This is a genomic window from Clostridium perfringens ATCC 13124, assembly GCF_000013285.1.
Classification (GTDB): Bacteria; Bacillota; Clostridia; order Clostridiales; family Clostridiaceae; genus Sarcina; species Sarcina perfringens.
Map to the genome: position 1 here is coordinate 1,315,718 of NC_008261.1, position 25,626 is coordinate 1,341,343.

Below are 25,626 nucleotides of genomic sequence, written 5' to 3' on the forward strand. Positions count from 1 at the left end.
TTTATAGATAACAGAATTTTAATAGTAGTAAGAGGGAAATAGTACTATTAAAATTATAGTTGAATATGAAAAGGGGAAATTTATGAAATTAGAAAGAAAAAATAGTGGGATAATATTTCTTATATTTGGAGTTGTTTTTGTTTTAAACGCCTTAAATCCAGTAATGGAGTTACTGTATATTAAAGCTAAGGGAGAAATTGCAGAGGCAAAAATAGTTGCATATGATTTTATTCAAAGAAGTAGCAGAAGTGGACGAGGGAGTTCTTATAAGTATATCCCTATAATTGAATTTTTTGATGGAAAGGAAATTGTACAGGTTCCTGTAACAATGAATTCCTTAAATGAAGAATTAGATATAATAGGATTAGATGTTAAGGTTAGTTACTTGAAAAATACTCCATCTAAGGTAATAATAGATGATAAACTATTTTGGTTATATGAGATATCTAATTCTTTAGTAGTTGTTGGCTCTTTTTTATTAATGGTTATGCTAAGTCAAATGTCTGTAGAAACATATAGAGGAAGAGAATTAACCTTTAATGTTCCTACAAAGAATAAAATAATATTTTTGATTTCAGGATTGCCAGGAGTTATAGGGACATTTCTCAGTTTTTACTATGGCTTTATTACATTAAAATATAATGGGCTAGGTTTTACTTCGGGAACCTTAATATTATCTTTGTTGATAATAGGGGTATATCTATTGGGAATAGTTAATTTTCTTAAAATAAAAAATAATTATTGGGGTTAGATTTTATTATAAATTCTTTGAATAGTTAATTTAAAATTAATGTTAACTAACTTGATTTTAGGAACTAATAAATTATGTTAGTTCCTTTAATTTTTACATATTTTTTTCTGGTATATTAGTTTTGAAAGTTATTCAGTAATTCTGTTATAATTAAGCAGATGAATTTAGAACTAATATAAATAAGAATTTAACTTTAGGAAGGAATGTTTATAATTACTAATGAGAATAAACAAGCTTTTTAGCAATTTTGGGATATGCTCTAGAAAAGAAACTAATAAAATTATTAGAGAGGGAAGGGTTATTGTTAATGGCAAGCCATGTATTGAGGGGCAATGGGTTGAATTAAGTGATGAAATACTTTTAGATGGAAAACCCTTAGTTCCAAAGGAAAAGATTTATATAGCACTTAATAAGCCTGTAGGAGTTGTATGTACTGCTGCAGAAGAAGTTAAGGATAATATAATAGATTACTTAGGGATAGATGATTATGTTTTTCCAATAGGAAGACTAGATAAGGACTCTCAAGGATTAATAATTTTAACTAATGATGGAGATTTAGCAAATGAAGTTTTAGCAGCAGAAAATAACCATGAAAAGGAATATATAGTAACCTTAGATCAACCTTTTTATGATGATTTTATTGAAAAGATGGAGCGTGGTGTTGAAATATTAGGACAAGTAACAAAACCTTGTAAACTAAAGAGAATAAATGAAAATACCTATTCAATAATATTAACTCAAGGGTTAAATAGACAAATAAGAAGAATGAGTAAGGTTTTTGGCTTTAATGTAGTTAAGTTAGAGAGAATTAGAATTCTTAATATAACTCTTGAAGACATAGAATATGGAAAGTGGAGATATATAAATAGGGAAGAAATTGAGATTTTAAAAAAACTTATAAAATAATTAAGGGGATAACAATGGAAAATAATAAGGTTAAAGTGTGGTTTTTAAAGTTAGTTGTAAGTTTAGTGTCTGTACTAATTATTTATACAATTGCATCTGATTTGTATAAAATAGCTTATCTTGAATTTAAAGGAGTAGAAACAACAGGAAAGTTAATAACTTTTAATGAAAAGATTAATTCGGGAAAGTTTAAGTCAAAATCATATACTCCCGTTGTAAGGATAAAGGTTTACGGACAAGAGATTGATGTTCCTGCAAAGTTAAATAAAATTGATAAAGACTTAGTTGACTTTGTTGGAGATGAAGTGAAAGTTAAATATTCTTCTAAGGATTATAATCTTTTAATTATAAATGATAAAAAATATCTTTTAAATAGAATTAATTACATGCTACTAACAGTTCAAATTTTAATATTTGCTTTATTATCTGTTTGTATGAAGGCTACTTGTGGAGAAGATGGTAAAGTAAAGTGGATTATGAAAAAGAAAAATCCATTTTTAAATTTAATTTTTCTTATTCCTGGAGTAATATTTTCATTTTCATGGATTTATTATCAAATAATATTAGGGAAGTATGCCATGGAACAGTTTGACTTTATAGGTGCATTAGGTACATTTATGTTTTTATTAGTTTATATTATTATTGCTTATAGTTTTATTAAAAGTAATAAGAAGTTTCATAAAGTTTAAACAAAACAATGAAAAGCTCAAAATAAACTAGAAAATTATATTTATTAAAATAGTTTGTAGGGTTGACACTTTGAAATTAATTGCATAGAATGAAATTAACAATAGAATATTAATCGGTAGGTGAGGTTACCACCGGGATACGGATTGCTGCCGCAAAATAGTGGAGACACTATGAGAAGGTTAGCAGGCTATGTCGAGAAACAAGGCATAATCTAATGCAATTTCATTGCCCAGTGAAGCTAAAACTTGAACGATATTATACTTAAGCAAATTTTTTGCTTATAGTTTTATTTTGTTTGAATTTAATCCTTACCTAATTTTAGGTGAGGATTTTTATATTTAAATCAAAAATTATTTGAAATTATTTTAAGAAAGTTGAGGTGGTAGTAATGGATACGGGGAGTAGTAGAGGCATAAAAGTCACAGGCGAAGTACTTTTTATAAAAAATGCTTTAAGAATATTTTATTTCATATTCTTACTGCCATTTTTTACTTAGCTTAATATAATTAAATAAGGTAAAAGTATACTTTTGTCCTGTACAATGTCTTTACTTCCTAAAAATTATTTAGAAAATTAGGAGGTAAGAAGGATGAAAAAGAGAACAGAACAAAAAGTTATAAGTGAAGTTTTAATCAATGAAAGATTAATAAAATCAAGCAAGATGATCAAAGAAAATTTATTAAAGGAAATGAAAAATACTTTAAATGGATATAGCAAAGAAGAAGTTGAAAGAAGAATTCGTAAATATGGCAAAAATGTAATTTCACATGAAAAGGGTGATTCAGTTTTAAAAAGACTTATTGAATCCTTTGTTAATCCATTTACAGTTGTACTTTTTATTCTTGCAATAATATCAGCATTTACAGATATTATTTTACAAGCTCCAAAGGATAGGTCCTATAGCACAGTAGTAATAATAATCACAATGGTTACTATTAGTGGAATATTAAAGTTTGTTCAAGAAAGCAAATCTAATAATTCAGCTGAAAAATTAAAGGATATGATAAAAACAACAGCTACAGTTGAAAGAAGAGGTAAAAAAGAAATTGAGCTTTCACAAATTGTACCAGGAGATATAGTTTATTTATCTGCAGGAGATATGATTCCAGCAGATGTAAGAATAATATCTTCTAAGGATTTATTTGTTAGTCAAGCTTCATTAACAGGTGAAAGTGAACCAGTTGAAAAGTTTAGTAAAGAAATAAATTCTAATATAAATAGTCCTTTAGAAAGTACAAATTTAGGCTTTATGGGAAGTAATGTAATAAGTGGCTCTGCTATTTGTATTGTAATTTCAACTGGAGATTATACTTACTTTGGTTCTATGGCAAATACAATTACTAATGACAAAGTTGTCACTAGTTTTGAAAAAGGAGTAAATTCAGTTTCTTGGTTATTAATTAAATTCATGATGTGCATGGTACCAGTTGTATTTTTTGCAAATGGATTAACTAAGGGAGATTGGGGTGAATCATTTTTATTTGCATTATCAGTTGCAGTAGGTTTGACTCCAGAAATGTTACCTATGATAGTTACAACAAACCTTGCAAAGGGTGCTGTTAAAATGGCAAAGAAAAAAACTGTTGTAAAGAGTTTAAATTCAATGCAAAATTTTGGAGTTATGGATGTGCTTTGTACTGATAAAACAGGAACATTAACTGAGGATAAAATTGTCTTACAATATCATCTTGATGTTCAAGGAAATGAAAATGAAAGAGTTCTTAGACATGCTTTTTTAAATAGCTTTTTCCAAACAGGATTAAAAAATCTTATGGACTTAGCAATAATAGATGAAGCTAACAAATTAAATCTTAGTTATTTAAAAGAAAAATATACTAAGGTTGATGAAATACCTTTTGATTTTAATAGAAGAAGAATGAGCGTTGTAATAAAAGATAAGAAAGGTAAAACTCAACTAATTACTAAAGGGGCAGTTGAAGAAATGCTAAAAATTTCTTCAAAGGTAGAATATAGAGGAAAAGTTGAAAGTTTAACAGAGGAAATAAAAAAAGAGATATTAGAAATAGTTGAGAGATTAAATAGTCAAGGTATGCGTGTCATTGCAGTTTCACAAAAAACTAATCCTTCTGTAGAGAGTGTTTTTTCAGCAGTTGATGAATCTAATATGGTTTTAATGGGATATCTTGCTTTTTTAGATCCACCAAAGGAATCTACATTATCTGCAATTAAAGCTCTTAATGAAAATGGAGTATCAGTAAAAGTTTTAACAGGAGATAATGATGGGGTTACAAAATGCATTTGCAAACAAGTTGGAATAGAAGTAGAAAATATTCTTTTAGGATCACAAATAAGTGAAATGGATGATGAGGAATTAAAGAAAAAAGTTGAAAAAATTAATGTTTTTGCAAAGCTTAGTCCAAGTCAAAAGGCTAGAATAGTTAGAATACTTCGTGAAAATGGACATACTGTTGGTTTTATGGGAGATGGAATTAATGATGCAGCAGCAATGTGTGAAGCAGATGTAGGAATTTCAGTGGATACAGCGGTTGATATTGCTAAAGAATCTGCAGATATAATACTTTTACAAAAGGATCTTATGGTATTAGAACAAGGGGTTATTGAAGGAAGAAGAACCTTTGGAAATATAATTAAATACATTAAAATGACTGCAAGTTCTAACTTTGGAAATATGTTATCTGTAGTTATAGCAAGTGTATTCTTACCATTCTTGCCAATGTTACCTATTCAAATACTAGCATTAAATTTAATCTATGATATTTCTTGTATTTCAATTCCATGGGATAATATGGACGAGGATTATTTAAGAAAGCCTAGAAAATGGGATGCTTCCTCAATAGGTAAGTTTATGATATGGATAGGTCCTACAAGTTCAGTTTTTGATATAGTAACTTATATTATTATGTTTTTCATAATTTGTCCAAGCGTTGCAGGAGGACATTATGGTGCACCTGGCGTAGATAATTTATTATTTATTTCAGTATTTAATACAGGATGGTTTGTTGAGAGTTTATGGTCTCAAACCCTTGTTATACACATGATTCGTACTCCTAAACTTCCATTTATAGAAAGTATTGCATCATTACCAGTATTAGCAATTACAACCTTATCAATAATTATTGGAACAATTATTCCTTACACTTTTTTAGGAAATTCATTAGGCATGAGTAGATTGCCATATACTTATTTCCCTTGGTTGTTAGGAATAGTAGTATGCTATATGGTTCTTGCAACAATAATGAAGAGTGTATTTAGAAAACATTATGGAGAGTTACTATAAAAAATGTATATAAATTTATCTACTTATTTAGAATAATAGTTATATACATTGTATTATTATATAAATAAGAGAATTATTAAATTTATAGTATGTATAAGAGGTGATGAGAATGGATATTTTATCAAAAAGCATAAAAAATAAGGTGGTTATAGTAACAGGTGGTACTAGAGGAATAGGATTTGCTACTGTGAAAAAATTTCTAGACCATGGTGCTAAGGTTGCTTTATGTGGTTCAAGAAAGGAAACTGTGGATAAAGCATTAGAAGAATTAAATCATATTAATCCTAATTATGATGCAATTGGATTTTATCCTAACTTATTAGATAGTAATGAAGTAAAAGAAATGGTAGATAAGGTTTTAGAAAAATGGGGAACTATAGATATACTTATAAATAATGCAGGAGTTAGTGATAATAAGTCAATATATACCCAAAGTGATGAGGATTTTTCAAAGATAATTGATATTAATGTGAAGGCTATCTTTAATTGCACCAAAGCTGTTTCAGAAATAATGAAAAATAAAAAATATGGAGTAATTTTAAATACTAGTTCTGTTGTAAGTTTATATGGACAAAAAACAGGAGTAGGATATCCTACATCTAAGTTTGCAGTAAATGGATTAACAAAGTCTTTAGCAAGGGAACTTGGAAAGGATGGAATAAGAGTAAATGCTGTAGCCCCTGGAATTATTGCTACAGATATGGTTGCTGCTTTAGATAAGAAATTAGTAGATCAAATAGCTCAAAATGTACCTTTAGGAAGAGTTGGAGAGCCAGAAGACATAGCAAATGCTTTCTTATTCCTAGCCTCTGATATGGCAAGTTATATAAGTGGAGAAATATTATCTGTAGATGGTTCTGTAGTACTTTAATATTTTAAATTTAACACACAAAGTATATATAGATTTAAAACTTAAGTAGTAAATATTTCATGGCAGTAAAATCAATTGAATTATTTGTAAATTATATGTTAAGGATACTTAATTTAAAATAAGTATCCTTAATTTTTTATATTTAAAGTATAATATGGTAAAATTTGATTTATTTATCTACTAGGTATAAACTTAAAATATATATTACAAGTTTTTACATAATAAACATTATTTTATTTATAATTATATTTTTAACAAAGGAAGTTGGGGAGGAAATGAACATAAGTCAAGTAATAATAAGGATAATATTATCTATAATTATAGGAGGTCTTGTTGGATATAATAGAGAGTATAAAAATAGGCCAGCGGGATTTAGAACTCATATGTTAGTATGTTTAGGAGCCACTATTGCAGCCTTAATTCAGGTACAAGTTGGTTATTTTGTACTTGAAGAAATAGCCAAGAATCAAGCTATGTCAAGTATATTACATGTTGATGTAGGAAGAGTTATATGCCAAGTTATATCAGGGGTAGGATTTTTAGGAGCAGGAGCTATAATTCAAACTAAAGGTACTGTAAAGGGTTTAACAACAGCTGCCTCTATGTGGGCAGTAGCAGGGGTTGGTATTGCTATAGGAATGGGATTCTATGTTATAAGCATTTTAAGTGGTGTTAGTATATTAATAGTTTTAATTTCTCTAAAGAAATTTGAAGATAGATTTATAATAAACACTAGAAACTTAAGTATAGAAATAAGGTGTAAAGATCTTAAAGCATTAAATGAAATAAATGATTTTTTTGAGGAATATCAAATAAAAATAAGTAATATTGAGTTAATTAGTGAAGAGGTTTATCAATATAAAATAGAAGCTCCACAGTTTGTAACAATAAATGAGATTATAAGTGGGCTTATAGCTAATGAAAATATAAGTAGAGTAAAGGAAATAAACTATAGTTGCTGAATGAATTTATATCATTTGGATAACTTTTCTAATTTTAGATAATACGGTACCTTATTTAAGAAAAAATTTTATAAAATAATTAAAGTGTATTAAAAAATAAATTGTATTTAATTGTACTTTTCTTTTTAATACACTTTATTTATTATTATATGAAGTAATTATATTTTAAATATTATAATTTAGAATATCTTTAAATACTTTATTATGTTCTAAATCCTTACTTAAAGCTTGAATTACATATATTATATTTTTTTCTGAAATTTCATTTTGTGATGAGATGTTCCAAAGTATTAAATAGCTTTTTATTAGTTTATAAGTATTTATAAGCTTATGAATACTTTCATTTAAATCACCACCTGTATTAAAGGGAATTATATCCTTAAAAATTTGATTTACTAAGTAATTTTCAAATATGTATGAGTACTTCTTAAAGTAAGTATCAAAGGAGTTTAAGTCATATTTATGTATATTGTTAAATAAATTTTGATCCTTATTTAAATCTAATAACAATTTCTTTAGCCTAGTACCAATGACTTTTCTTAAAAGTTTTTCATCTAATATAATCTTAAAAAAGTTATTGGTAATACTAAGTGGAATAATTTTCTTAGAATCAATAAATTCAGTTATATTTGATGGATATTCAGTTATTTTTTCAAGTAAATCTTCAATTTCATAAAAGTTTTCTTCAGTTTTTAGATCTTCTAGACTTTTATAAAAGGCTCTTAATAGACTTAGTCTCTTCTCAATAGAGAAATTTCTGTTTTGCATAATATTTATTGATATAATTCTTATATCCCAAAAATATTGAATTAAATTATCTGAACCTATAAAAGCTTCAGTATCTATTACTCTGCGTATTTCTAGGAAATCTTCAGGAAGATCTTCTTCTATTTCTATAAATTCCATTTTTTCTTTATTTAAAAAAGCTTTAGAACAGATTTCTTCACAGGAAGGAAGTCCGCTTTTCTCATATATATCATCTATAATATTAAAAACTCTAGGATATCTTCTACAGGTTATAGATAAGTTTTCTTCGCCACATTTACCGTGAATTTCACAAAGTAAGTTTTCATTTAAAAAGGGGCATTTATTATCTTCTGTTATTTTCATAAATCCATAATTAAAAGAATCATCTGATTGAGAGTTTTTTATGTATTTTCCAGTTATTAATTCTTTTAGATTTCCTTTATCATTTTCATACTTTTTAAAAGTATTTTCATCTATGTTAATGTCCCAACCAGCACAACAAGTATCAGTGCAATTAGGACCTATGCATTTAAATGTCTTCATATATTTTGGAATAAAAAAATTTGTTTTCAAAACAACACCATCTTTCGTGTAAAATTATACTGCCTTAATATTTTATCACTTAGTTTTATAAATAGTTAGTAATTTTTTTAGAAAGTAAAATTAGTAAAGAAATAAATTAATATATTAAATTTTCATTTGTAAAATTAATGAAAAAGTATAGTTTTTTTAGGGGTTCATGATTAAAATAATGTTATTATTTAGTTAGTTGGAAATTTTTATAAATAAATTCTTTTGATTTATATGACAGGGAGAATAGTTTTGAATATTCAAATTAGAAATATGATAAAATCAGATATTATTAACTTTAATAAAGAGTTTAAATTACAAGGGTGGGAAAAACCTATTTCATTATTTGAAAAGTATTATGAAGAGCAAGAAAATGGAATTAGAAGAGTTTTTGTAGCATGTAATGATAAGCAAGTCCTTGGCTATGCAACACTAATTCCAAATGATGAAAATGGACCTTTTGCCAATAAGAAAATTCCTACTCTTCGTGATTTTAATGTTCTTGAGAAATATCAGAATAAAGGTATAGGTACAGCTTTACTTGATAAAATTGAAGATACTGTTAAAGAATATTCTAAAAGCATTTGTTTAGGGGTTGGGCTTCATTCAGGATATGGTTCTGCTCAGAGAATGTATGTAAAAAGAGGGTACATTCCTGATGGTAGTGGAGTTTGGTATAATAATATGCTTTTAGAGCAGAATGCTCAGTGCAGAAATGATGATGATTTAGTATTGTATTTAATTAAAGAATTTATTTAATATAAACAAGATATAAAAAACAGTTAAGCTTTGATGCTTGACTGTTTTTTATTACATCAAGTACCTTTGATTTTTAATGTTTTATAAATAAAATTATTTGCTATAATAAATATTTGATAATCAAAATAATTCGTGATATAATAATGACTTACAAAATTCTTTTATGAAGGAGAGTATATGAATACAACACATATAAAACAAGAAAATAAAACTAAGAAAAGATCGAGTAAGCTTAAAAAATGGATTTGTGGAATATTAGTAGGAATAATAATATGTATTATTTTATCTTTAGGATTTGGAGGAAACTATTTATATAATTTAGCTATAAATCCAGATACACCAAAAGATATAGTCTTTGAATCAACTGAAAGTAGTAAAGATGTGGTTACAATAAATAGTACAAGTGGACCAGTAAGTATTTCAAGTGAAGAATGGCTTTTAAAGGAAAGTGGTTACGAAGATTTATATATGACTTCAAGAGATGGGCTAAAATTACACAATTATCTTATAAAAAAACCAAACTCTAATAAGTGGGTTATTACAGTACATGGCTATAAATCTCAAGGAAAATTAACATCATACTATGCAAAAAACTTTTCTGACATGGGATATAATGTTATAATCCCTGATTTAAGAGGTCATGGCACTAGTGAAGGTGATTATATAGGAATGGGATGGGACGAGCGTTTAGATATAATAGATTTAATTAATTATATAATAAAAGAAGATAAAGGGGCAGAGATAGTTTTATATGGTATATCAATGGGGGCAGCTACAGTTCTTAATACATCAGGAGAAGAACTTCCAGAGAATGTTAAGGCCGTTGTAGCAGACTGTGGATATACTAGTGCATGGGATGAATTTGCTTATCAGTTAAATAAACTTTTTGGTCTTCCAGCTTTCCCTATGATGCATATAGCAAATTTAATAACAAAAATTAGAGCTGGCTATTGGATAAATGAATCGTCACCTATTGATCAAACTGCAAAATCAAAAACACCAACACTCTTTATTCAAGGAGATGAAGACACCTTTGTTCCTTCCTTTATGGTAGAAGAACTTTATAATGCCTCTTCTGCTGAAAAGGAAAAATTAATAATAAAAGGAGCTGGACATGCTAAGGCAAGTAAGGTTAATCCAAAACTTTATTGGGAAACAATAGATGGTTTTTTAAATAAATATGTTAGTTAGTTTTAAGGGATAAAATAAACTATAAGCAACGATAGAATAAATAATACAAGCAAAAAAGCTTTGAAAAATTTAATAGATCAGATTAAATAATATCTAAAAAACAAACAGTAATATTTTATTACTGTTTGTTTTTTTATCTTAAATATATGATTTTAAATTTTTATTAAATAGCAGCTTTAGGTGAAAATTTAGCTTTAAGTATTCCTACTATAGCAGGTAAAATAGAAACAACTATTATACCTATAATAACTATTGAGAAATTTTCAGCAATAATTTTTATATTACCAAAGAAATATCCTAAACTTGATACAAGTATAACCCAAATAAATCCACCAACTGCATTGTAAGTTAAAAAGTTTTTATATTTCATTGTTCCTATACCTGCAACAAAGGGAGCAAAGGTACGAATTATAGGAATAAATCTAGCTATTATTAAGGTTTTTCCACCATATTTATCATAATAAGTATTAGTTTTATCAATATACTCTTTTTTTATAAGTTTAGAATTAGCAAGTAATTTGCTACCTAAAAATTTACCAATACTATAGTTTAAAGTATCTCCAAGTATGGCTGCAATTAATAATAATGGTACTAATATGTAAATATTAATCATGCCTAAAGCACAGAAAGTAGCTGATGCAAATATTACTGAATCTCCAGGAAGAAAAGGAGTTACTACTAATCCTGTTTCCGCAAGGATTATTGAGAATAAAACCAAGTAAGTCAAGGTTCCATAATTATTGATAAAAACACCTAGATATTTATCTAAATGTAATATTAAATCAAAAAAATTGCTTATTAAGTTCATAAAAAATCTCCTAACTAAAATGAATAAATCTATTTTTTATTATATTACTAATTTAAATATTATTCATTAATTTTTTGAATAAAATGTTAATTGAATCCAGTAATTGGTTTGATTCTACTAATATTTAGATATTTATATAAGTTATTGCTTATTAATATTCTAAATAAAAAGTATATTAGTTATTAATGTTTAAATATTATAATAAATATATAGAATAGTTGTTCATGATTTTACATGATTTAAGAGGAGAATATAAATGGAGAAATTAACAGTAGAAGAAAAGCAAATATTAAAAGCTAAGGGTATATTAAACCAAAAGCAAGAAGAATTCTATGCTATAAGGTTTTTAAGTAAAGTTGGATATTTTAAGGCAGAAGAGATGATTGCTTTATCTGAGATTGCTAAAGAATATGGAAATGGAGAATTAAGTTTAACTAGTAGATTAACTGTGGAAATACCTTATATAAAGGAAGAAAATATAGATAAAGTAGTAGAAATATCAAGAAAAAAAGGTCTTAGAATTGGAGGAGCAGGAAAAACTGTTAGGGCTATAGTTACATGTAAGGGAACTGTTTGTAAGCATGGACTTATTGATACAAGAAAAATTGGAGAATTATTTGAGGAGAAGTTTTTAGGAAGAAAGGTTCCATCAAAATTTAAAATAGGAGTTTTCGGATGTATAAATAGTTATGGTAAAGCTCAAAGCAATGATTTTGGTATTGTACCAATTGTGAATTCAGAAAGTAAGGAAGTAGAGTTTTTAGTTTTTATAGGTGGAAGAGCTGGGAGAAAAGCTAGGAAGGCAGAGCCGATGAAGAGAAGATTTAAGGAAGAAGAATTATTAAAACTTCTAGAATGCACTATAGATTATTATAATGAGCTTGCAGATGAAAAAGAAAGGTTAGCAGAGATTATTGAAAAAATTGGAGAAGAAGAATTTGAAAAAAATATAATAAAAAGATTTAATGCTTAAATATTGCTATAAGTATTTTGAAAAGAGATGATATGCTTGATTGATAAGAAAATAGTCATTGAAGAGAACAGTTATTTAGAAAAGTTTTTTGAACACAATAGAAAACATGAAGATTATATAAGAAATAGAATATATAAGTGTACATTAGATTTAATAAATAATAATCCTCATAAGATTAAGAAGGTAAGAGGATATAAGTATAAGGGTAAAACCATATATGAATATAAGATTCCCTTAGAAGCTGGATTGGACTGTAGGGTTGCATATATTTTCTATAAAGAAGAGATAATTATATTTTTTATTTCAAATATAATTATAAAAAATGAATTCACAAAATTAGTTTCAAAATTAAAGGATGTAAAGAAAATATAAAAGGAGATATATAAATTGGTAAGTATAGCAGATTTTGTAGATGTTGCTTTATATACAGTAAAAAGAATAGAAATAAATGATAAAGTTAATTTTAAAACATTTAAAAAAGATAGAGAAGTTGAAATAGAAAAAATAGATAAGGGGTTATTCAATGTAAGTGAAAATGGGTTTAATAGGGAAGTGTTTTTAAATCTTCATGAAAAGGACTTAAAGAGAACTTTGAAATATTTACAAAAGAAAGAGTTTCCTAAAAGCAATAAACTTTGGTATAAAATAATAAGAACAAAGAAATAGAAATATGATTTAAATATTATATAAACTTTTTATCTGTTTTAAAATAGAATATAGTGTAATTAATAATATTAAGGAAGAATTTACATGATTAATTCAAATGATAAAATAATTTTAGATTCTAAATTAGGAAATGTTATATCAAAAGAGGATAGAGATGAGGAATTAAAAGAAAAATCTCCTATAGAGTTAAGTGGATTAAGGTGTATAAAAACCATGAATTCTTCATTTATAGATTTTTATAAAACTTATGAAGAAGAGGATCTTTTATTAAATAAAGAAGATAATTTAATAAAAAATTCTAATCTTATTGAAAGTAGAAAGGCAAGTTCCTTTAGTAGAAATGAAAAAAAGAATAATATTCCACTTAATATAGCAAATAAGTTCCCAATTGAAACTGAATTTTTAACCTTAGAGAATTTAGAGCATAGTAATCTTCTTAGAATAGTAGATGAAGAAAAAGAAAGTATCTTAATACCTTATTTATTAGATAAAACTCCATATTTAGCCTTATTAAATAAAAATTATGAATCTTATATGCTAAAACATAATTTTAGGGGTGAGGGTTTTACTATAAAGGATTTATTTGTTTTGAATTTAGGAAAAGAAGTATTGGTATTCATAGGTTTTCAAGTAGACACTAAACTAAACAAACTTCATATTTTGAAAGTAAAAGATGGAAAGTTTGTTAAGGCTTTTAATGAAAATGAGTACTATTATAGTAAGGTATTTTTGGAAAATTTAAATAAGGATAAGGAAGCTGAACTTATTATTTGGATAAATGAAATAGAGGAAGCTTACAAAATAGAGATTTACTCTATTAAAGAAAATGGATTAAAGAAAACTAATAAATTTGATAAAGAATATTATGGAAAAGTAGTAGATTATTATAAAAATCTTATAGAGAGTTATGGTAATAAGAGGATATATTCTTATTATTTAGCCTTAGCTTATGAAAAAAGGAGAGAGTATAGAAAGGCTATAGCTGTAATTGATGATGCATTAGAGGAAGAATTTTCATATCCATCTGTAGAAAAATTAAAGGAATTAAGAAAGAAGCTAAAAAAATTAATTAAATAGTTTGAGTATAAAAAATAACTATATCTAAGTGTTAGAATTTAATTAGATATAGTTATTTTTTATATTTTATATTTTATATAATTAAATTTGTACATATATATAAATATTGTTTTTATAAATTTATGTATTTAATATAGATAATAATTTTAATTTAATCATACACTTGTTTTTTATGATAAAATTAAATTCTAATAGTATATAAGTAAAGAAGGATGAAGTTTATGAATTCAAATTTATTAGAGGTATTATTAGATAACATACCTTATTCAGTATGGTTAATAGGAATAGATAGTAGATTTATTTTTGTAAATAAATATTACTCAAATGCTTTAAAGTTGAGTAAAGAAGAGATAATTGGAAAGAGTTTAAGTGAAATTTATACTAAAGAAGTGGCAGATGAATATATTGGAAATTATAAGTTAGTAATAGAAGAAGGAAAGCCAAAACTTTTTTCAGGATATGAAAATGGATTAGGATATCCAAATGGAGCTTTTCTAGAATGTTATTTAGCACCTATAAAAGAAAATGGAGAGATAAAGTGTTTTTTAGGAATTCTTCAAGATCAAAGTGAAAGAAAAAAGTATGAAGAAGAGCTCATAAATCAAAAGGAACTTTTAAATACTATTGTGGAATCTATTCCAGATGGGATTTATCATAAAGATAAGAATGGAAAATATTTAAAATGTAATGATACTTTAGTTAATGAATATTATAAAAAAAATAGAGAAGAAATAATTGGGAAAGACATAAAGCGTATTTCTAAAAAATCTTCTAATAGAAATAGCCTTTTTAAGGGAGAAAAAATACTAGATGATTTTATAGCTCAAGATAAAGAAGTTATAAATACAAAAAAGAAAGTCAAGGAAAAAATACGAGTAAAGCTTAATAGAAAAGTAAAGTATATAGAATCTATTAAAGTGCCTGTTATAGATAACAATGGCAGTGTAACAGGTATTGTAGGTGTAGTGAGAGATGTAACTGAGAATGTTGTTTTAGAAAATAAATTAAAAAAAATGAGTTACAGAGATAAACTTACAGGACTTTATAATAGAGCTTATTTTGATGAAAAGCTAGAAGAATTAAATAATGAAGAGTTTTTCCCTTTAAGCTTTGTAATGGGAGATTTAAATGGACTTAAGGTTATAAATGATGCTATTGGACATTTAGAGGGAGATAAAATTTTAAAAGAAATTTCAGGGGTAATAAAAAATTCTTGTAGAAAAGATGATCTTATATTTAGATGGGGTGGAGATGAGTTTTGTATTCTTTTGCCTAAGACAACAGAGGAAGAAGCAGAGGCTATATGTAATAGAATAAGGAAAAATTGCAAGCTCAATCATAAAACTATAATTCCTTTAAGTATAGCACTTGGAGTATCTAGTAAAAAAGAGGCTAAAAAACCAATAGATGAAGTTTTAGTAGAAGCTGAAGATAAAGTTTATAGAGAAAAATTGGTGAATGAAAAACGTATAAAAAAGAATATAATAGACTCATTAAATAAAGAGCTTTTTTTAAGACATGATGATATTAAAGATCATATAAATAGAGTTAAAAAGTATGCTGTTGAACTAGGTAAGAAGATGAACTTATCAGAAAAGGAATTAAAAAAATTAAAAATGCTAGCTAAACTTCATGATATAGGCAAAGTAGGAATTCCTGAGGAAATACTATCTAAGCCAGGTGAGTTAACAAAAGAAGAGTATGAAATAATAAAAACTCATGCTGAAAAAGGATATAGAATTGCTATGTTTAATCCAGAGTTTAAAAAAATAGCACCATGCATATTAGCTCACCATGAAAGATATGATGGTACTGGATATCCATTAGGACTAAAAGGTAATGATATTCCACTACTTGCTAGAATTATAAATGTAGTAGATTCTTATGATGCTATGACAAATAAAAGGGTCTATAAAGGAAGCCTTAGTGCTGAAGAAGCTAAAAAGGAGCTTAAAAAGAATTCTGGTACTCAATTTGATCCTATGATTGTAGAGGAATTTTTAGAGTTAAAAAGAATTTAAATATATCTTATAATTTTGTAATATTGTTTAAAGATAAATATGAAATTTATAATTAATGGGAGTGGAACAATGAATTTTTTTGATTTAGTTAATAAAAGAGAAAGTGTAAGAGGGTATTTAGATAAAGAAGTTGAAAAAGAAAAGATAATAAAAATAATAGAAGCAGCAAGGGTAGCACCATCAGCTTGCAATGCACAACCTTGGAAATTTGTTGTTGTTAATGATAAAAATTTAGTTAGAAAAATTGCAGAGAATTTATATGATCCCATGATAGGAATTAATAAATTTGCTATTACCTCACCAGCATTTATAGTTGTGGTTGGAGAAAAGAGAAATTTAACATCTAAAATGGGAGAGCTTATAAAGAAGAAGGATTATACTTCTATGGATATAGGAATAGCATCAGAACATTTATGTTTGGCAGCCACCGAGCTAGGACTTGGAACCTGTATGATGGGATGGTTTAAAGAAAAAAATATTAAAAAGCTTATTGATATTCCTACAAATAAAGAAATCCATTTAGTAATTTCATTAGGATACTATGATGAAAAAGTTGCAAGAAGAAAAATAAGAAAGAATATTGATGAAATTTATTCTTTTAATAAATATAAATAAGTAAAGAGCAAACTAGCAAATAAGAAGCTAGTTTGCTTTTTTAAAAAGATAATTCATTTAATCTTTAATTTTGATTGAAACATAATAGCATTTAAGTGAGCTTGTATTATTAATTTTATTACTAGATTTTTAAATTTGAAAATAAAGAGCTACTTTACAATTTTAAGAAATTAGATGTTTTTATATGGTATGTAAATGTGTACAAAAGGTTAATAGAATGATATAATTAAAATGTAATTATTTGGTTTTGTTTTTATATTTAATGACTAGGGGTGAGGATATGGTTTTTACAATTAATGCTTATAAAATACCTTTAGAGTCAGTTTATAGACTGAAGAAAAATAATAATTGGGAGCCACAAGAGCACTTTTTAACTATTGATTTTGAAAATGATATGATATTTAACACACATGAAGAAGCTGAAAAATGGCTTGCTGATAATAATATTCTTTTTATAAATGATGAAAAGGTCAATACTTCAGAATTTCAGTTAAATTGCTATGGTGTTGAGAACTTTAATATTGAAATAGTAGTACATAGAAAAACAAAGCCTAATATTTTTACTGAAAAAGACGTAAGGAAAGTTTTAAACGAGGGCGATGATAGATATAATAATTCCTTAATAATAGACTTTGAAGGCAATTTGAAGTTAATACAAAGTAATCCAGAAGATATAATATATCATTCTAACTATGCTGTTAGCAATGAAGTTTATAATAGCGGAAATGGATTTGTTGGAAGAGAATTTAGCGACTTGTATATTAAATATATTTATTTAAACTTGTTAGATAATTGGGTTTTACATTTAGAATCAGGAAGAAGTATTTATGTAACTTGTTATGAAGATAACATCAATGAAGAAAATACAATTTATAAAATAAATAAATTGTTAGCTGATATGAATTGATTATAAACAAAGGAGATGTAAATATTATGGAAAAGTCAAATGTATTTTCCAATGATGAAATAATAAGATGTACCGTGTGTGGCAAAGATTTAATGGAAGATATAAAAATGTCTATGGTACAAATAATAACTGATGAGAATGATGAAATAGTAAGGGTTATTCCTTGTTGCAAGGGAAATTGCGATCAGATTTTACAAGATGAGATTAAAGAGTCAGAAGGAAACGGATTTAGAGACTTAATAACCTTTGTAAATCCATATTTATATATAAATAATATTATGCAGATGATGGATAGGATGTTTGAAGGAAAAGGCTTTGCAAACCAAGAAGCTTTTAATGCATATTCAGATTTAATATTAAATTGTTATCAATATGTATCAAGAAATTTAAGTGAAGAGGAAAAGGAATTTTCTAAGAATATAAGCTTATTACCATTATAATGTTTTTAATATTTTTATAGTTTATTTTAGTTGTTTTTAGTATAAAGGCAGTTTGAGATACAAGAGGAGTGAGTAAATTGAGAATAACTACATTAGTAGAAAACACAAAAATATCAGATGAATATGAAAATAAGCATGGCTTATCATTTCATATAGAAACAGAAAAACATAATATACTTTTTGATTTAGGGCCTAAAAATACATTTTTAACAAATGCAAAGAAGTTAAATATAAACTTAGAAGAAGTTGATATTGTAGTAATATCTCATGGTCATAATGATCATGGTGGTGGGTTAGAAGAATTTTTAAAAATAAATAATAAAGCTAAGGTTTATATACACAAAGATGCTTTCAATGAGTATTATAGTATGGCAGGAATTTTCAAAAAGTATATAGGATTAGATAAAGAATTAAAGAAAAATCCAAGAATAATATTGACAGAGGGAGATATGAAAATAGATGATGAGTTATATTTATTTTCAGTAGTAGAAAATAGACATAAAGTATCTAAATTTAATAAGGTCCTTTATAAAAGAGTAGATGGTATGTACTTAGAAGATGATTTTGTACATGAACAAAGTCTTATAATAACAGAAAATAATAAGAATGTACTAATGGGTGGTTGTGCTCATAATGACATAAGAAATATAATTGATAAGGCAGAGGTTATAATAGGAAAAGATTTAGACTATGTTATAAGTGGTTTCCATATTTTTAATCCTAGCACAGGAATAAGTGAAAGTGATTTATTCATAAATACTTTAGGAGATAACTTAAATAAAAGAAATACTAAGTTTTATACTTGTCACTGCACAGGAATGAGAGCATTTAAAATGCTAGAGGAAAAGTTACAAGATAAAATAGAGTATATTTCTACTGGACAAGTTTTAAATATATAAAATACAAGGGATTGTATCAAAATAACTTATAAATTTTAATATAAGTATTTGATATAATCCCTTGTCTATTTATTGTATAAATTTTCTTATCATGGTACAAATTTTATAAATTTGAAAAAATCATAAAAATTAATTAGAATATTAATATAAATAAAAGAGTAAACTGGAGGAGTAAAATGGAATTAGATTTTTTTAGAATATTTGCTACTTTATTAAACCTATCTTTAATAATTTTAATTGCATATGTAGTAGTTAAAATAGTAAGACATATAATAAAGTCATTTAATAGATTAGAGAGAATAGAAAATAAGTTAAATGAGATTTCAGAAAGTTTAAAAGAAAAAGAACATTAAAATGTTGAAAATTTAACTAATTTAAAATATTTACATGGATAAATTTTCTTGTAATAGAAAGTGTTTTTTAGTCAAATTAACAAAATTATTAAAAATAAAAGAAATTTTCAATTATAAGCTTGACTATTTTTTAACATGTGTATTATAGTATAATTGTTGTTAAAAGAATATTAAATGTTTATTAAAAAGAATTGTATTTGTGTCATAAATATAGAGGGAGTATAATTTATGGCATCATTATTAGCAGAATTAATAGGAACAATGCTACTTATCATACTTGGTGATGGTGTTGTTGCAAACGTAGTTTTAAAGAAAACAAAGGGAAATAGCTCAGGATGGATAGTTATAACTACTGGATGGGCTTTAGCAGTTGCTATACCAGCAGCTATTTTTACTAGTGTAAGTGGAGCATTATTTAATCCAGCATTAACAATAGCATTAGCTATAGTTGGCCAATTTACATGGTCTCAAGTTATTCCTTATATAATTGCACAACTTTTAGGAGCTTTTTTAGGAGCAGTTGTTGTTTATATAACTTACTATAATCATTTTGAAGAAACAGAAGATCAAAATTCAAAATTAGGAGTATTTTGTACTATTCCAGAAATAGAAGATCATAAAATAAACTTCTTAACAGAGTTTATAGGAACTTTTGTTTTAACTTTTGCTGTATTAGGAATAGGAGCACAAAATATAGATTATGGTGTTAAAGTAATTATAATAGGATGCTTAATATGGGCTATAGGATTAAGCTTAGGTGGTCCAACAGGATATGCAATAAATCCAGCTAGAGATTTTGGTCCAAGATTAGCACACTTCTTACTTCCGATTCCTAGAAAAGGAAGTTCTAAATGGGAATATGCTTGGATTCCTATAGTTGCACCAATAATAGGAGCAATATGTGGAGCCTTAGTTTATGTAAATATATTTTAATAAACCAAGGTAAATAAGTTTAAAATTATTATCTATAGATCAATATAGATAATAATTTTTTTTAATTATAAATGATAAATTTCTTATAACTTTAAAAATACGTTATTTAATATTATGTTTTTAAGTATTATTTTTTTATAGTAAAATATAGTGTGTATATTATTAAAGCTCTTAAGAGGAGGAAATATGGCAAATTTATTAGATATTAGAGAGATTTTAGATGTTAATTCCTTTCAAAAAATACAAGATGATATAGCTAAAGCAACTGAGTTTGCTATGATTACAGTAGATTACAAAGGAATACCAGTTACTAAGCATAGTAGATGTAGTGAGTTTTGTAGATTAATAAGAGAACAAAAAGAGTTCTCGAAATTATGTGAAAAATGTGATTCAAGAGGTGGATTAGAAGCTGCTAGAGAGGGAAGTTTTTACATATATAAATGTCATAGAGGTCTTGTGGATGTGGCTGTTCCAATAATAATTGATGGACAATATCTAGGGGCAGTTATGGTAGGACAAGTTTTATTGATGGATGCAGATGATCATGAATTAGAAGCTGTTTTGACTAAGGAGTTAGAATATGATTCAGAGATAAAAGATAAAATTATTGATGCATATGAAAAAATACCAGTTCTTAGTTTTGATAAAATAAAAGCTGTTTCAGAGATGATGTCTCATGTAAGCAATTACATTGTTGAGGAAGCCTTACTTAAAAGAACTCAAAATGAGATTTATACAAAAAATATAGAAATTGCAAGAGCAGAGAGAAGTAAGTTAGAACTTGAAGAGGAATACAAAGCTTGTCAGCTAAAAGCTCTTCAATCTCAAATAAACCCACATTTTTTATTTAATGTATTAAATAGCATAGCATCTTTAGCAATTATAGAGGATGCCCCTAAAACTCAAGAAGTAATTTATAATTTGTCGTATATTTTAAGGTACACTTTAAAGAAAGCTAATAAAATTGTAAGACTTAGTGAAGAAATAAATCATGTTAAGGCATATTTAGAAATTCAAAAGGTTCGTTTTGGTGAAAGAATACAATATAATATAGATTTTGATGAAGAGGATTCAAATGTACAAATTCCATTTATGGCACTTCAAGTTTTTGTTGAGAATGCAGTTTTGCATGGGATTGAGGAAAAAGAACAGGGGGGAACCATAAACCTATCAATTAAGAGTAGAGGAGATGATATGATTATTACTATTTCTGATGATGGTGTTGGAATATCAGTTGAAAAACTCTGCGAAATTAGAAATGAAATAAAAAGTAGAGATAAACTAGATTTAGATAAAGTCGGCATAAATAATGTAAATAAGAGAATGTTTCATTATTATGGTGAAGAATATAGTATAAATATAGATAGTAAAGTTAAAAAAGGTACTAAAGTAGAAATTATAATACCTAGAAAACTTTAAATAAAGGAAGTGTATTTTTGTGTTTAGCATAATGGTTGCTGATGATGAACAATTAGAAAGAAGAGTTTTAACCTCTATATTAAAAAAGAATGTAAGAGTTAAAGAAATTATTGAAGCAAAAAATGGAAAAGAAGCTTTAGAATTAAATAGAGAATTTAATCCAGATATAATAATAATGGATATAAAGATGCCAGGAATAAATGGAATTAAAGCCTTAGAGCTTATAAAAAATGAAAATCCTAACAAGGAAATAATAATGCTTACAGCATATGATGATTTTGAGTTTATACACAAAGTTTTAGTGTTAGGAGGATCGGACTACATAATAAAACCAATAAAACCAGATAAACTAATGGAAATTGTTGATAATATTATGGATAAGATTGAAAATAAGAATATAGAATTAGGAGTAAAAAGTCATAGTGATGAAAAGACTCTAGATAGAAACTTAACAAATGAAGAGAAAATAGTAGATAAGGTTTCTAAGTATATTGATGACAATATGGATAAAATGCTGAAGTTAGAAGAATTAGCTTCAATCTGTAATTTAAGCCCAGGGTATTTTAGTAGGGTTTTTAAAAAGGAAACTGGTAAAACCGTAATAACATATATAAATGAGAAAAAGGTAGAAAGAGCAAAGAAACTTTTAAAAGAAAGTAAAGACCCTATAATAAATATATCCTTAGACTTAGGCTTTGATGATTGTGGGTATTTTATAAGGGTATTCAAAAAGATAACAGGCTTAACTCCTAAGGCCTTTAGAGAAGAATAATTAATTATTAAATTAACAAACATAAGATTTTTGTGAGAAATGTTACAGAAGAAAAAAATAATATAAGATAATATATTGTTATAAATAAAGCAACTTTTATAGGAAAATATAGTTATAAATCAATAAATATATTAAAAAAATGACATACAAATAGGATTATTTTAATTTTTACGCAGGTAGAGTTAAAATAATCCTATTTTTTTATTTAAAATACGACAAAAATTTAACATAACACATGAAGATTTTCCAATGGAATTTGATTAAAATTATATTAAAATCTAGACATAGACAAAAAATTAACAAACGAATTTGAATTTGAAAGTGAGGAGACGTTAAAGTGAAATCTAAAAGATTCCAAGTATTATCAGAACGTCCTGTAAACCAAGATGGACTTATAGGAGAGTGGGCTGATGAAGGCTTAATAGCTTTAGATAGTCCAAATGATCCAAAATCATCAATAAAAATAGAAAATGGAATAATTACTGAATTAGACGGCAGATCAAGAGATGAGTTTGATATGATAGATAAATTTATAGCAGAGTACGCTATAAATATAGAAGACGCAGAAGCATCTATGAAACTTTCATCTAAAGAAATAGCAAGAAGATTAGTTGATATAAATGTTAGTAGAGATGAAATAGTAAAAATCACTACTTCAATAACACCAATGAAGGCTGTAGAAGTTATTCAAGAAATGAACGTTGTTGAAATGATGATGGCTCTTCAAAAAATGAGAGCAAGAAGAACACCTGCTAACCAATGTCACGTTACTAACGTAAAAGACAACCCAGTTCAAATAGCAGCAGATGCTGCAGAGGCTGCTTTAAGAGGATTTGCAGAGCAAGAAACTACAGTAGGTATAGTTAGATATGCACCTTTTAATGCATTAGCTATCTTAGTAGGTTCACAAGTAGGTAGAGGAGGAGTTTTAACTCAATGTGCAGTTGAGGAAGCTACTGAACTTGACCTAGGAATGAGAGGACTTACAAGTTATGCAGAAACAGTTTCAGTTTATGGAACAGAATCAGTATTTACAGATGGAGATGATACTCCATGGTCAAAAGCATTCTTAGCATCAGCTTATGCTTCAAGAGGACTTAAGATGAGATTTACATCAGGTTCAGGTTCAGAAGCATTAATGGGATACTCAGAAGGTAGATCAATGCTTTACTTAGAATCAAGATGTATATATATAACTAAGGGAGCTGGAGTTCAAGGCTTACAAAATGGTGCAGTTAGTTGTATAGGTATGACAGGAGCAGTTCCATCAGGAATAAGAGCAGTTCTTGGAGAAAACTTAATAGCTGCAATGCTTGATATAGAGGTTGCATCAGCAAATGACCAAACATTCTCACATTCAGACATAAGAAGAACAGCAAGAATGTTAATGCAAATGCTTCCAGGAACAGACTTCATATTCTCAGGATATAGTGCAGTTCCAAACTACGATAACATGTTTGCTGGATCAAACTTTGATGCAGAAGACTTTGATGATTACAACATACTTCAAAGAGACTTAAAAGTTGACGGTGGATTAAGACCAGTTACAGAAGAAGAAACTATAAAGGTTAGAAATAAAGCAGCTAAATGCATACAAATAATCTTTAGAGAATTAGGATTCCCAGAAGTTACTGATGAAGAAGTAGAAGCTGCAACTTACTGTCATGGAAGTAAGGAAATGCCAAACAGAAATGTAGTTGAAGACTTAAAAGCTGCAGAAGAAATGTTAGAAAGAAGAATAACAGGATTAGATATAATAAAAGCTTTAAGCAAAAATGGTATGGAAGATATAGCAAACAACTTATTAAACATGCTTAAGCAAAGAGTTACTGGAGATTATCTTCAAACTTCAGCAATTTTAGATAAAGATTTCAATGTTATAAGTGCTGTTAATGATGTAAATGACTATATGGGACCTGGAACAGGATATAGACTAGATGGTCAAAGATGGGAAGAAATCAAAAAAGTTCCTACAGTAATGAGACCAGAGGATATAGAGTAGGGGGAGAATGACAATGGAAGAAAGAACTTTTATACCAGAAATAACAGTTGAAGAAGTTGGAGAAGCTAAGGTTGGTTTAAGATCAGATGAAGTTGTTATAGGATTAGCACCTGCATTTTTAAAATATCAAAATAAAACAATAGTAGATGTTCCTCATACTGAAACTTTACTTGAAATCATAGCAGGTATCGAAGAAGAAGGATTACATGCAAGAGTAGTTAGAATTTTAAGAACATCTGATGTATCTTTTATAGCTCATGATGCAGCTTGTTTAAGTGGATCAGGAATAGGTATAGGAATACAATCAAAAGGTACTACAGTAATACATCAAAAAGATTTATTACCATTAAATAACTTAGAATTATTCTCACAAGCTCCGCTTTTAACTCCAGAAACATATAGATTAATCGGAAAAAATGCTGCTAAATATGCTAAAGGTGAGTCACCAACACCAGTACCAGTAAAAAATGACCAAATGGTTAGACCTAAATTCATGGCAAAGGCAGCTTTACTACACATAAAAGAAACTAAACACGTTGAACCAGGTAAAAAGCCAGTTCAATTAGAAGTTAAGTTTTAATTTAGAAAGGATTGAAATCATGGAAAATAAGAGAATGACTGCTGCAGATTATCCTTTAACTTCTAAGAGAAAAGGAGATATAAAAACTCCTACAGGAAAAGCTTTAGAAGATATAACTTTAGAAAAAGTTTTAAGTGGAGAAATCAATGCAGATGATATAAGAATTTCACCAGAAACTTTAGAAATGCAAGCTCAAATAGCTGAAAGCATGAACAGAGATGCTATAGCTAGAAACTTTAGAAGAGCTGCGGAGCTTATAAGAGTTCCAGACGATAGAATATTAGAGATGTACAATGCTTTAAGACCATATCGTTCAACAAAAGAAGATTTATTCAAAATAGCTGATGAACTTGAAACAAAATATGATGCTAAAGTTAATGCTGATTTTGTTAGAGAAGCAGCTGAAGTATATGAAACTAGAAATAAATTAAGAATAGAAGAGTAAAATCAGAGGT

Annotated in this window: 26 protein-coding genes and 1 riboswitch; of the genes, 24 read left to right on the plus strand and 2 right to left on the minus strand. The window is 27.0% G+C overall.

What is annotated here, in order from left to right:
- The first annotated feature begins 82 nt into the window (after positions 1-82).
- From CPF_RS05640 to CPF_RS05665, 6 genes are all read left to right on the plus strand, one after another.
- Positions 83-751 (plus strand): DUF3592 domain-containing protein, encoded by a 669-nt coding sequence (locus CPF_RS05640; RefSeq protein WP_004457147.1) that lies wholly within the window; start codon positions 83-85, stop codon positions 749-751.
- A gap of 219 nt (positions 752-970) precedes the next feature.
- Positions 971-1,657: a pseudouridine synthase gene (locus CPF_RS05645; protein WP_003456143.1), complete on the plus strand. Its 687-nt coding sequence runs from the start codon at positions 971-973 to the stop codon at positions 1,655-1,657.
- Between the two features lie 14 nt (positions 1,658-1,671).
- On the plus strand, positions 1,672-2,346 hold the full coding sequence (locus CPF_RS05650; RefSeq protein WP_003456279.1) for a hypothetical protein: 675 nt from the start codon (positions 1,672-1,674) through the stop codon (positions 2,344-2,346).
- A gap of 105 nt (positions 2,347-2,451) precedes the next feature.
- Positions 2,452-2,610: riboswitch (M-box (ykoK) riboswitch) on the plus strand.
- Between the two features lie 326 nt (positions 2,611-2,936).
- Positions 2,937-5,606 (plus strand): magnesium-translocating P-type ATPase, encoded by a 2,670-nt coding sequence (mgtA, locus tag CPF_RS05655; RefSeq protein ID WP_011590594.1) that lies wholly within the window; start codon positions 2,937-2,939, stop codon positions 5,604-5,606.
- Between the two features lie 109 nt (positions 5,607-5,715).
- Complete coding sequence (locus CPF_RS05660; protein WP_011590595.1) at positions 5,716-6,477, plus strand: SDR family NAD(P)-dependent oxidoreductase; 762 nt, start codon at positions 5,716-5,718, stop codon at positions 6,475-6,477.
- A gap of 275 nt (positions 6,478-6,752) precedes the next feature.
- The gene (locus tag CPF_RS05665; RefSeq protein WP_011590596.1) at positions 6,753-7,439 is read left to right on the plus strand and encodes an MgtC/SapB family protein; all 687 of its coding nucleotides are present in this window, start codon (positions 6,753-6,755) and stop codon (positions 7,437-7,439) included.
- Between the two features lie 165 nt (positions 7,440-7,604).
- Here the strand turns inward: CPF_RS05665 and fliB are convergent, their stop codons facing one another.
- On the minus strand, positions 7,605-8,759 hold the full coding sequence (fliB, locus tag CPF_RS05670; protein ID WP_011590597.1) for a flagellin lysine-N-methylase: 1,155 nt from the start codon (positions 8,757-8,759) through the stop codon (positions 7,605-7,607).
- 249 nt (positions 8,760-9,008) lie between these two features.
- On the opposite strand from fliB, the gene CPF_RS05675 reads away from it, so the two are divergent.
- Positions 9,009-9,515 carry a GNAT family N-acetyltransferase gene (locus CPF_RS05675; RefSeq protein ID WP_003474578.1) on the plus strand — a complete coding sequence of 169 codons (507 nt, stop codon included), beginning with the start codon at positions 9,009-9,011 and terminating at the stop codon, positions 9,513-9,515.
- Between the two features lie 177 nt (positions 9,516-9,692).
- Positions 9,693-10,706, plus strand: coding sequence for an alpha/beta hydrolase (locus CPF_RS05680; protein WP_011590598.1), 1,014 nt, complete (start codon positions 9,693-9,695; stop codon positions 10,704-10,706).
- Positions 10,707-10,869: 163 nt separating this feature from the next.
- Here the strand turns inward: CPF_RS05680 and CPF_RS05685 are convergent, their stop codons facing one another.
- Positions 10,870-11,514 carry a DedA family protein gene (locus CPF_RS05685; RefSeq protein ID WP_003480970.1) on the minus strand — a complete coding sequence of 215 codons (645 nt, stop codon included), beginning with the start codon at positions 11,512-11,514 and terminating at the stop codon, positions 10,870-10,872.
- A 256-nt stretch (positions 11,515-11,770) separates the two neighbouring features.
- Here CPF_RS05685 and CPF_RS05690 point away from each other — a divergent pair, with 256 nt between their 5' ends.
- The 16 genes from CPF_RS05690 to CPF_RS05760 all read left to right on the plus strand — a co-directional run bounded on the left by CPF_RS05690 (position 11,771) and on the right by CPF_RS05760 (position 25,616).
- Complete coding sequence (locus tag CPF_RS05690) at positions 11,771-12,487, plus strand: nitrite reductase (RefSeq protein WP_003456327.1); 717 nt, start codon at positions 11,771-11,773, stop codon at positions 12,485-12,487.
- A gap of 36 nt (positions 12,488-12,523) precedes the next feature.
- Positions 12,524-12,859 (plus strand): hypothetical protein, encoded by a 336-nt coding sequence (locus CPF_RS05695; RefSeq protein ID WP_003456142.1) that lies wholly within the window; start codon positions 12,524-12,526, stop codon positions 12,857-12,859.
- A 15-nt stretch (positions 12,860-12,874) separates the two neighbouring features.
- Positions 12,875-13,153: a hypothetical protein gene (locus CPF_RS05700; protein WP_003456354.1), complete on the plus strand. Its 279-nt coding sequence runs from the start codon at positions 12,875-12,877 to the stop codon at positions 13,151-13,153.
- An 84-nt stretch (positions 13,154-13,237) separates the two neighbouring features.
- Positions 13,238-14,230 carry a hypothetical protein gene (locus CPF_RS05705; RefSeq protein WP_003480974.1) on the plus strand — a complete coding sequence of 331 codons (993 nt, stop codon included), beginning with the start codon at positions 13,238-13,240 and terminating at the stop codon, positions 14,228-14,230.
- Between the two features lie 221 nt (positions 14,231-14,451).
- Complete coding sequence (locus CPF_RS05710) at positions 14,452-16,251, plus strand: HD domain-containing phosphohydrolase (RefSeq protein WP_011590600.1); 1,800 nt, start codon at positions 14,452-14,454, stop codon at positions 16,249-16,251.
- 69 nt (positions 16,252-16,320) lie between these two features.
- Complete coding sequence (locus tag CPF_RS05715; protein ID WP_003456285.1) at positions 16,321-16,866, plus strand: nitroreductase family protein; 546 nt, start codon at positions 16,321-16,323, stop codon at positions 16,864-16,866.
- 280 nt (positions 16,867-17,146) lie between these two features.
- Entirely contained in the window at positions 17,147-17,773 is a 627-nt protein-coding gene (locus CPF_RS05720) for a hypothetical protein (RefSeq protein WP_003451994.1), read from the plus strand.
- 26 nt (positions 17,774-17,799) lie between these two features.
- Positions 17,800-18,213, plus strand: a complete 414-nt coding sequence (locus CPF_RS05725; protein WP_011590601.1) for a hypothetical protein — start codon at positions 17,800-17,802, stop codon at positions 18,211-18,213.
- Positions 18,214-18,290: 77 nt separating this feature from the next.
- Positions 18,291-19,112: an MBL fold metallo-hydrolase gene (locus tag CPF_RS05730; protein ID WP_041702653.1), complete on the plus strand. Its 822-nt coding sequence runs from the start codon at positions 18,291-18,293 to the stop codon at positions 19,110-19,112.
- 176 nt (positions 19,113-19,288) lie between these two features.
- On the plus strand, positions 19,289-19,465 hold the full coding sequence (locus CPF_RS14965) for a hypothetical protein (protein WP_011590603.1): 177 nt from the start codon (positions 19,289-19,291) through the stop codon (positions 19,463-19,465).
- 228 nt (positions 19,466-19,693) lie between these two features.
- Entirely contained in the window at positions 19,694-20,398 is a 705-nt protein-coding gene (locus tag CPF_RS05735; protein ID WP_003463638.1) for an MIP/aquaporin family protein, read from the plus strand.
- 186 nt (positions 20,399-20,584) lie between these two features.
- Positions 20,585-21,817: a sensor histidine kinase gene (locus CPF_RS05740; RefSeq protein WP_003477608.1), complete on the plus strand. Its 1,233-nt coding sequence runs from the start codon at positions 20,585-20,587 to the stop codon at positions 21,815-21,817.
- Positions 21,818-21,836: 19 nt separating this feature from the next.
- A complete protein-coding gene (locus tag CPF_RS05745) occupies positions 21,837-22,589 on the plus strand; it encodes a response regulator transcription factor (protein ID WP_003451987.1) in 753 nt (250 codons plus the stop codon).
- A gap of 337 nt (positions 22,590-22,926) precedes the next feature.
- The gene (locus CPF_RS05750) at positions 22,927-24,591 is read left to right on the plus strand and encodes a propanediol/glycerol family dehydratase large subunit (protein ID WP_003451947.1); all 1,665 of its coding nucleotides are present in this window, start codon (positions 22,927-22,929) and stop codon (positions 24,589-24,591) included.
- 13 nt (positions 24,592-24,604) lie between these two features.
- Positions 24,605-25,171, plus strand: a complete 567-nt coding sequence (locus CPF_RS05755) for a propanediol/glycerol family dehydratase medium subunit (protein WP_003451972.1) — start codon at positions 24,605-24,607, stop codon at positions 25,169-25,171.
- Between the two features lie 19 nt (positions 25,172-25,190).
- Positions 25,191-25,616 (plus strand): diol dehydratase small subunit, encoded by a 426-nt coding sequence (locus CPF_RS05760; protein ID WP_003451918.1) that lies wholly within the window; start codon positions 25,191-25,193, stop codon positions 25,614-25,616.
- Positions 25,617-25,626 lie beyond the last annotated feature (10 nt).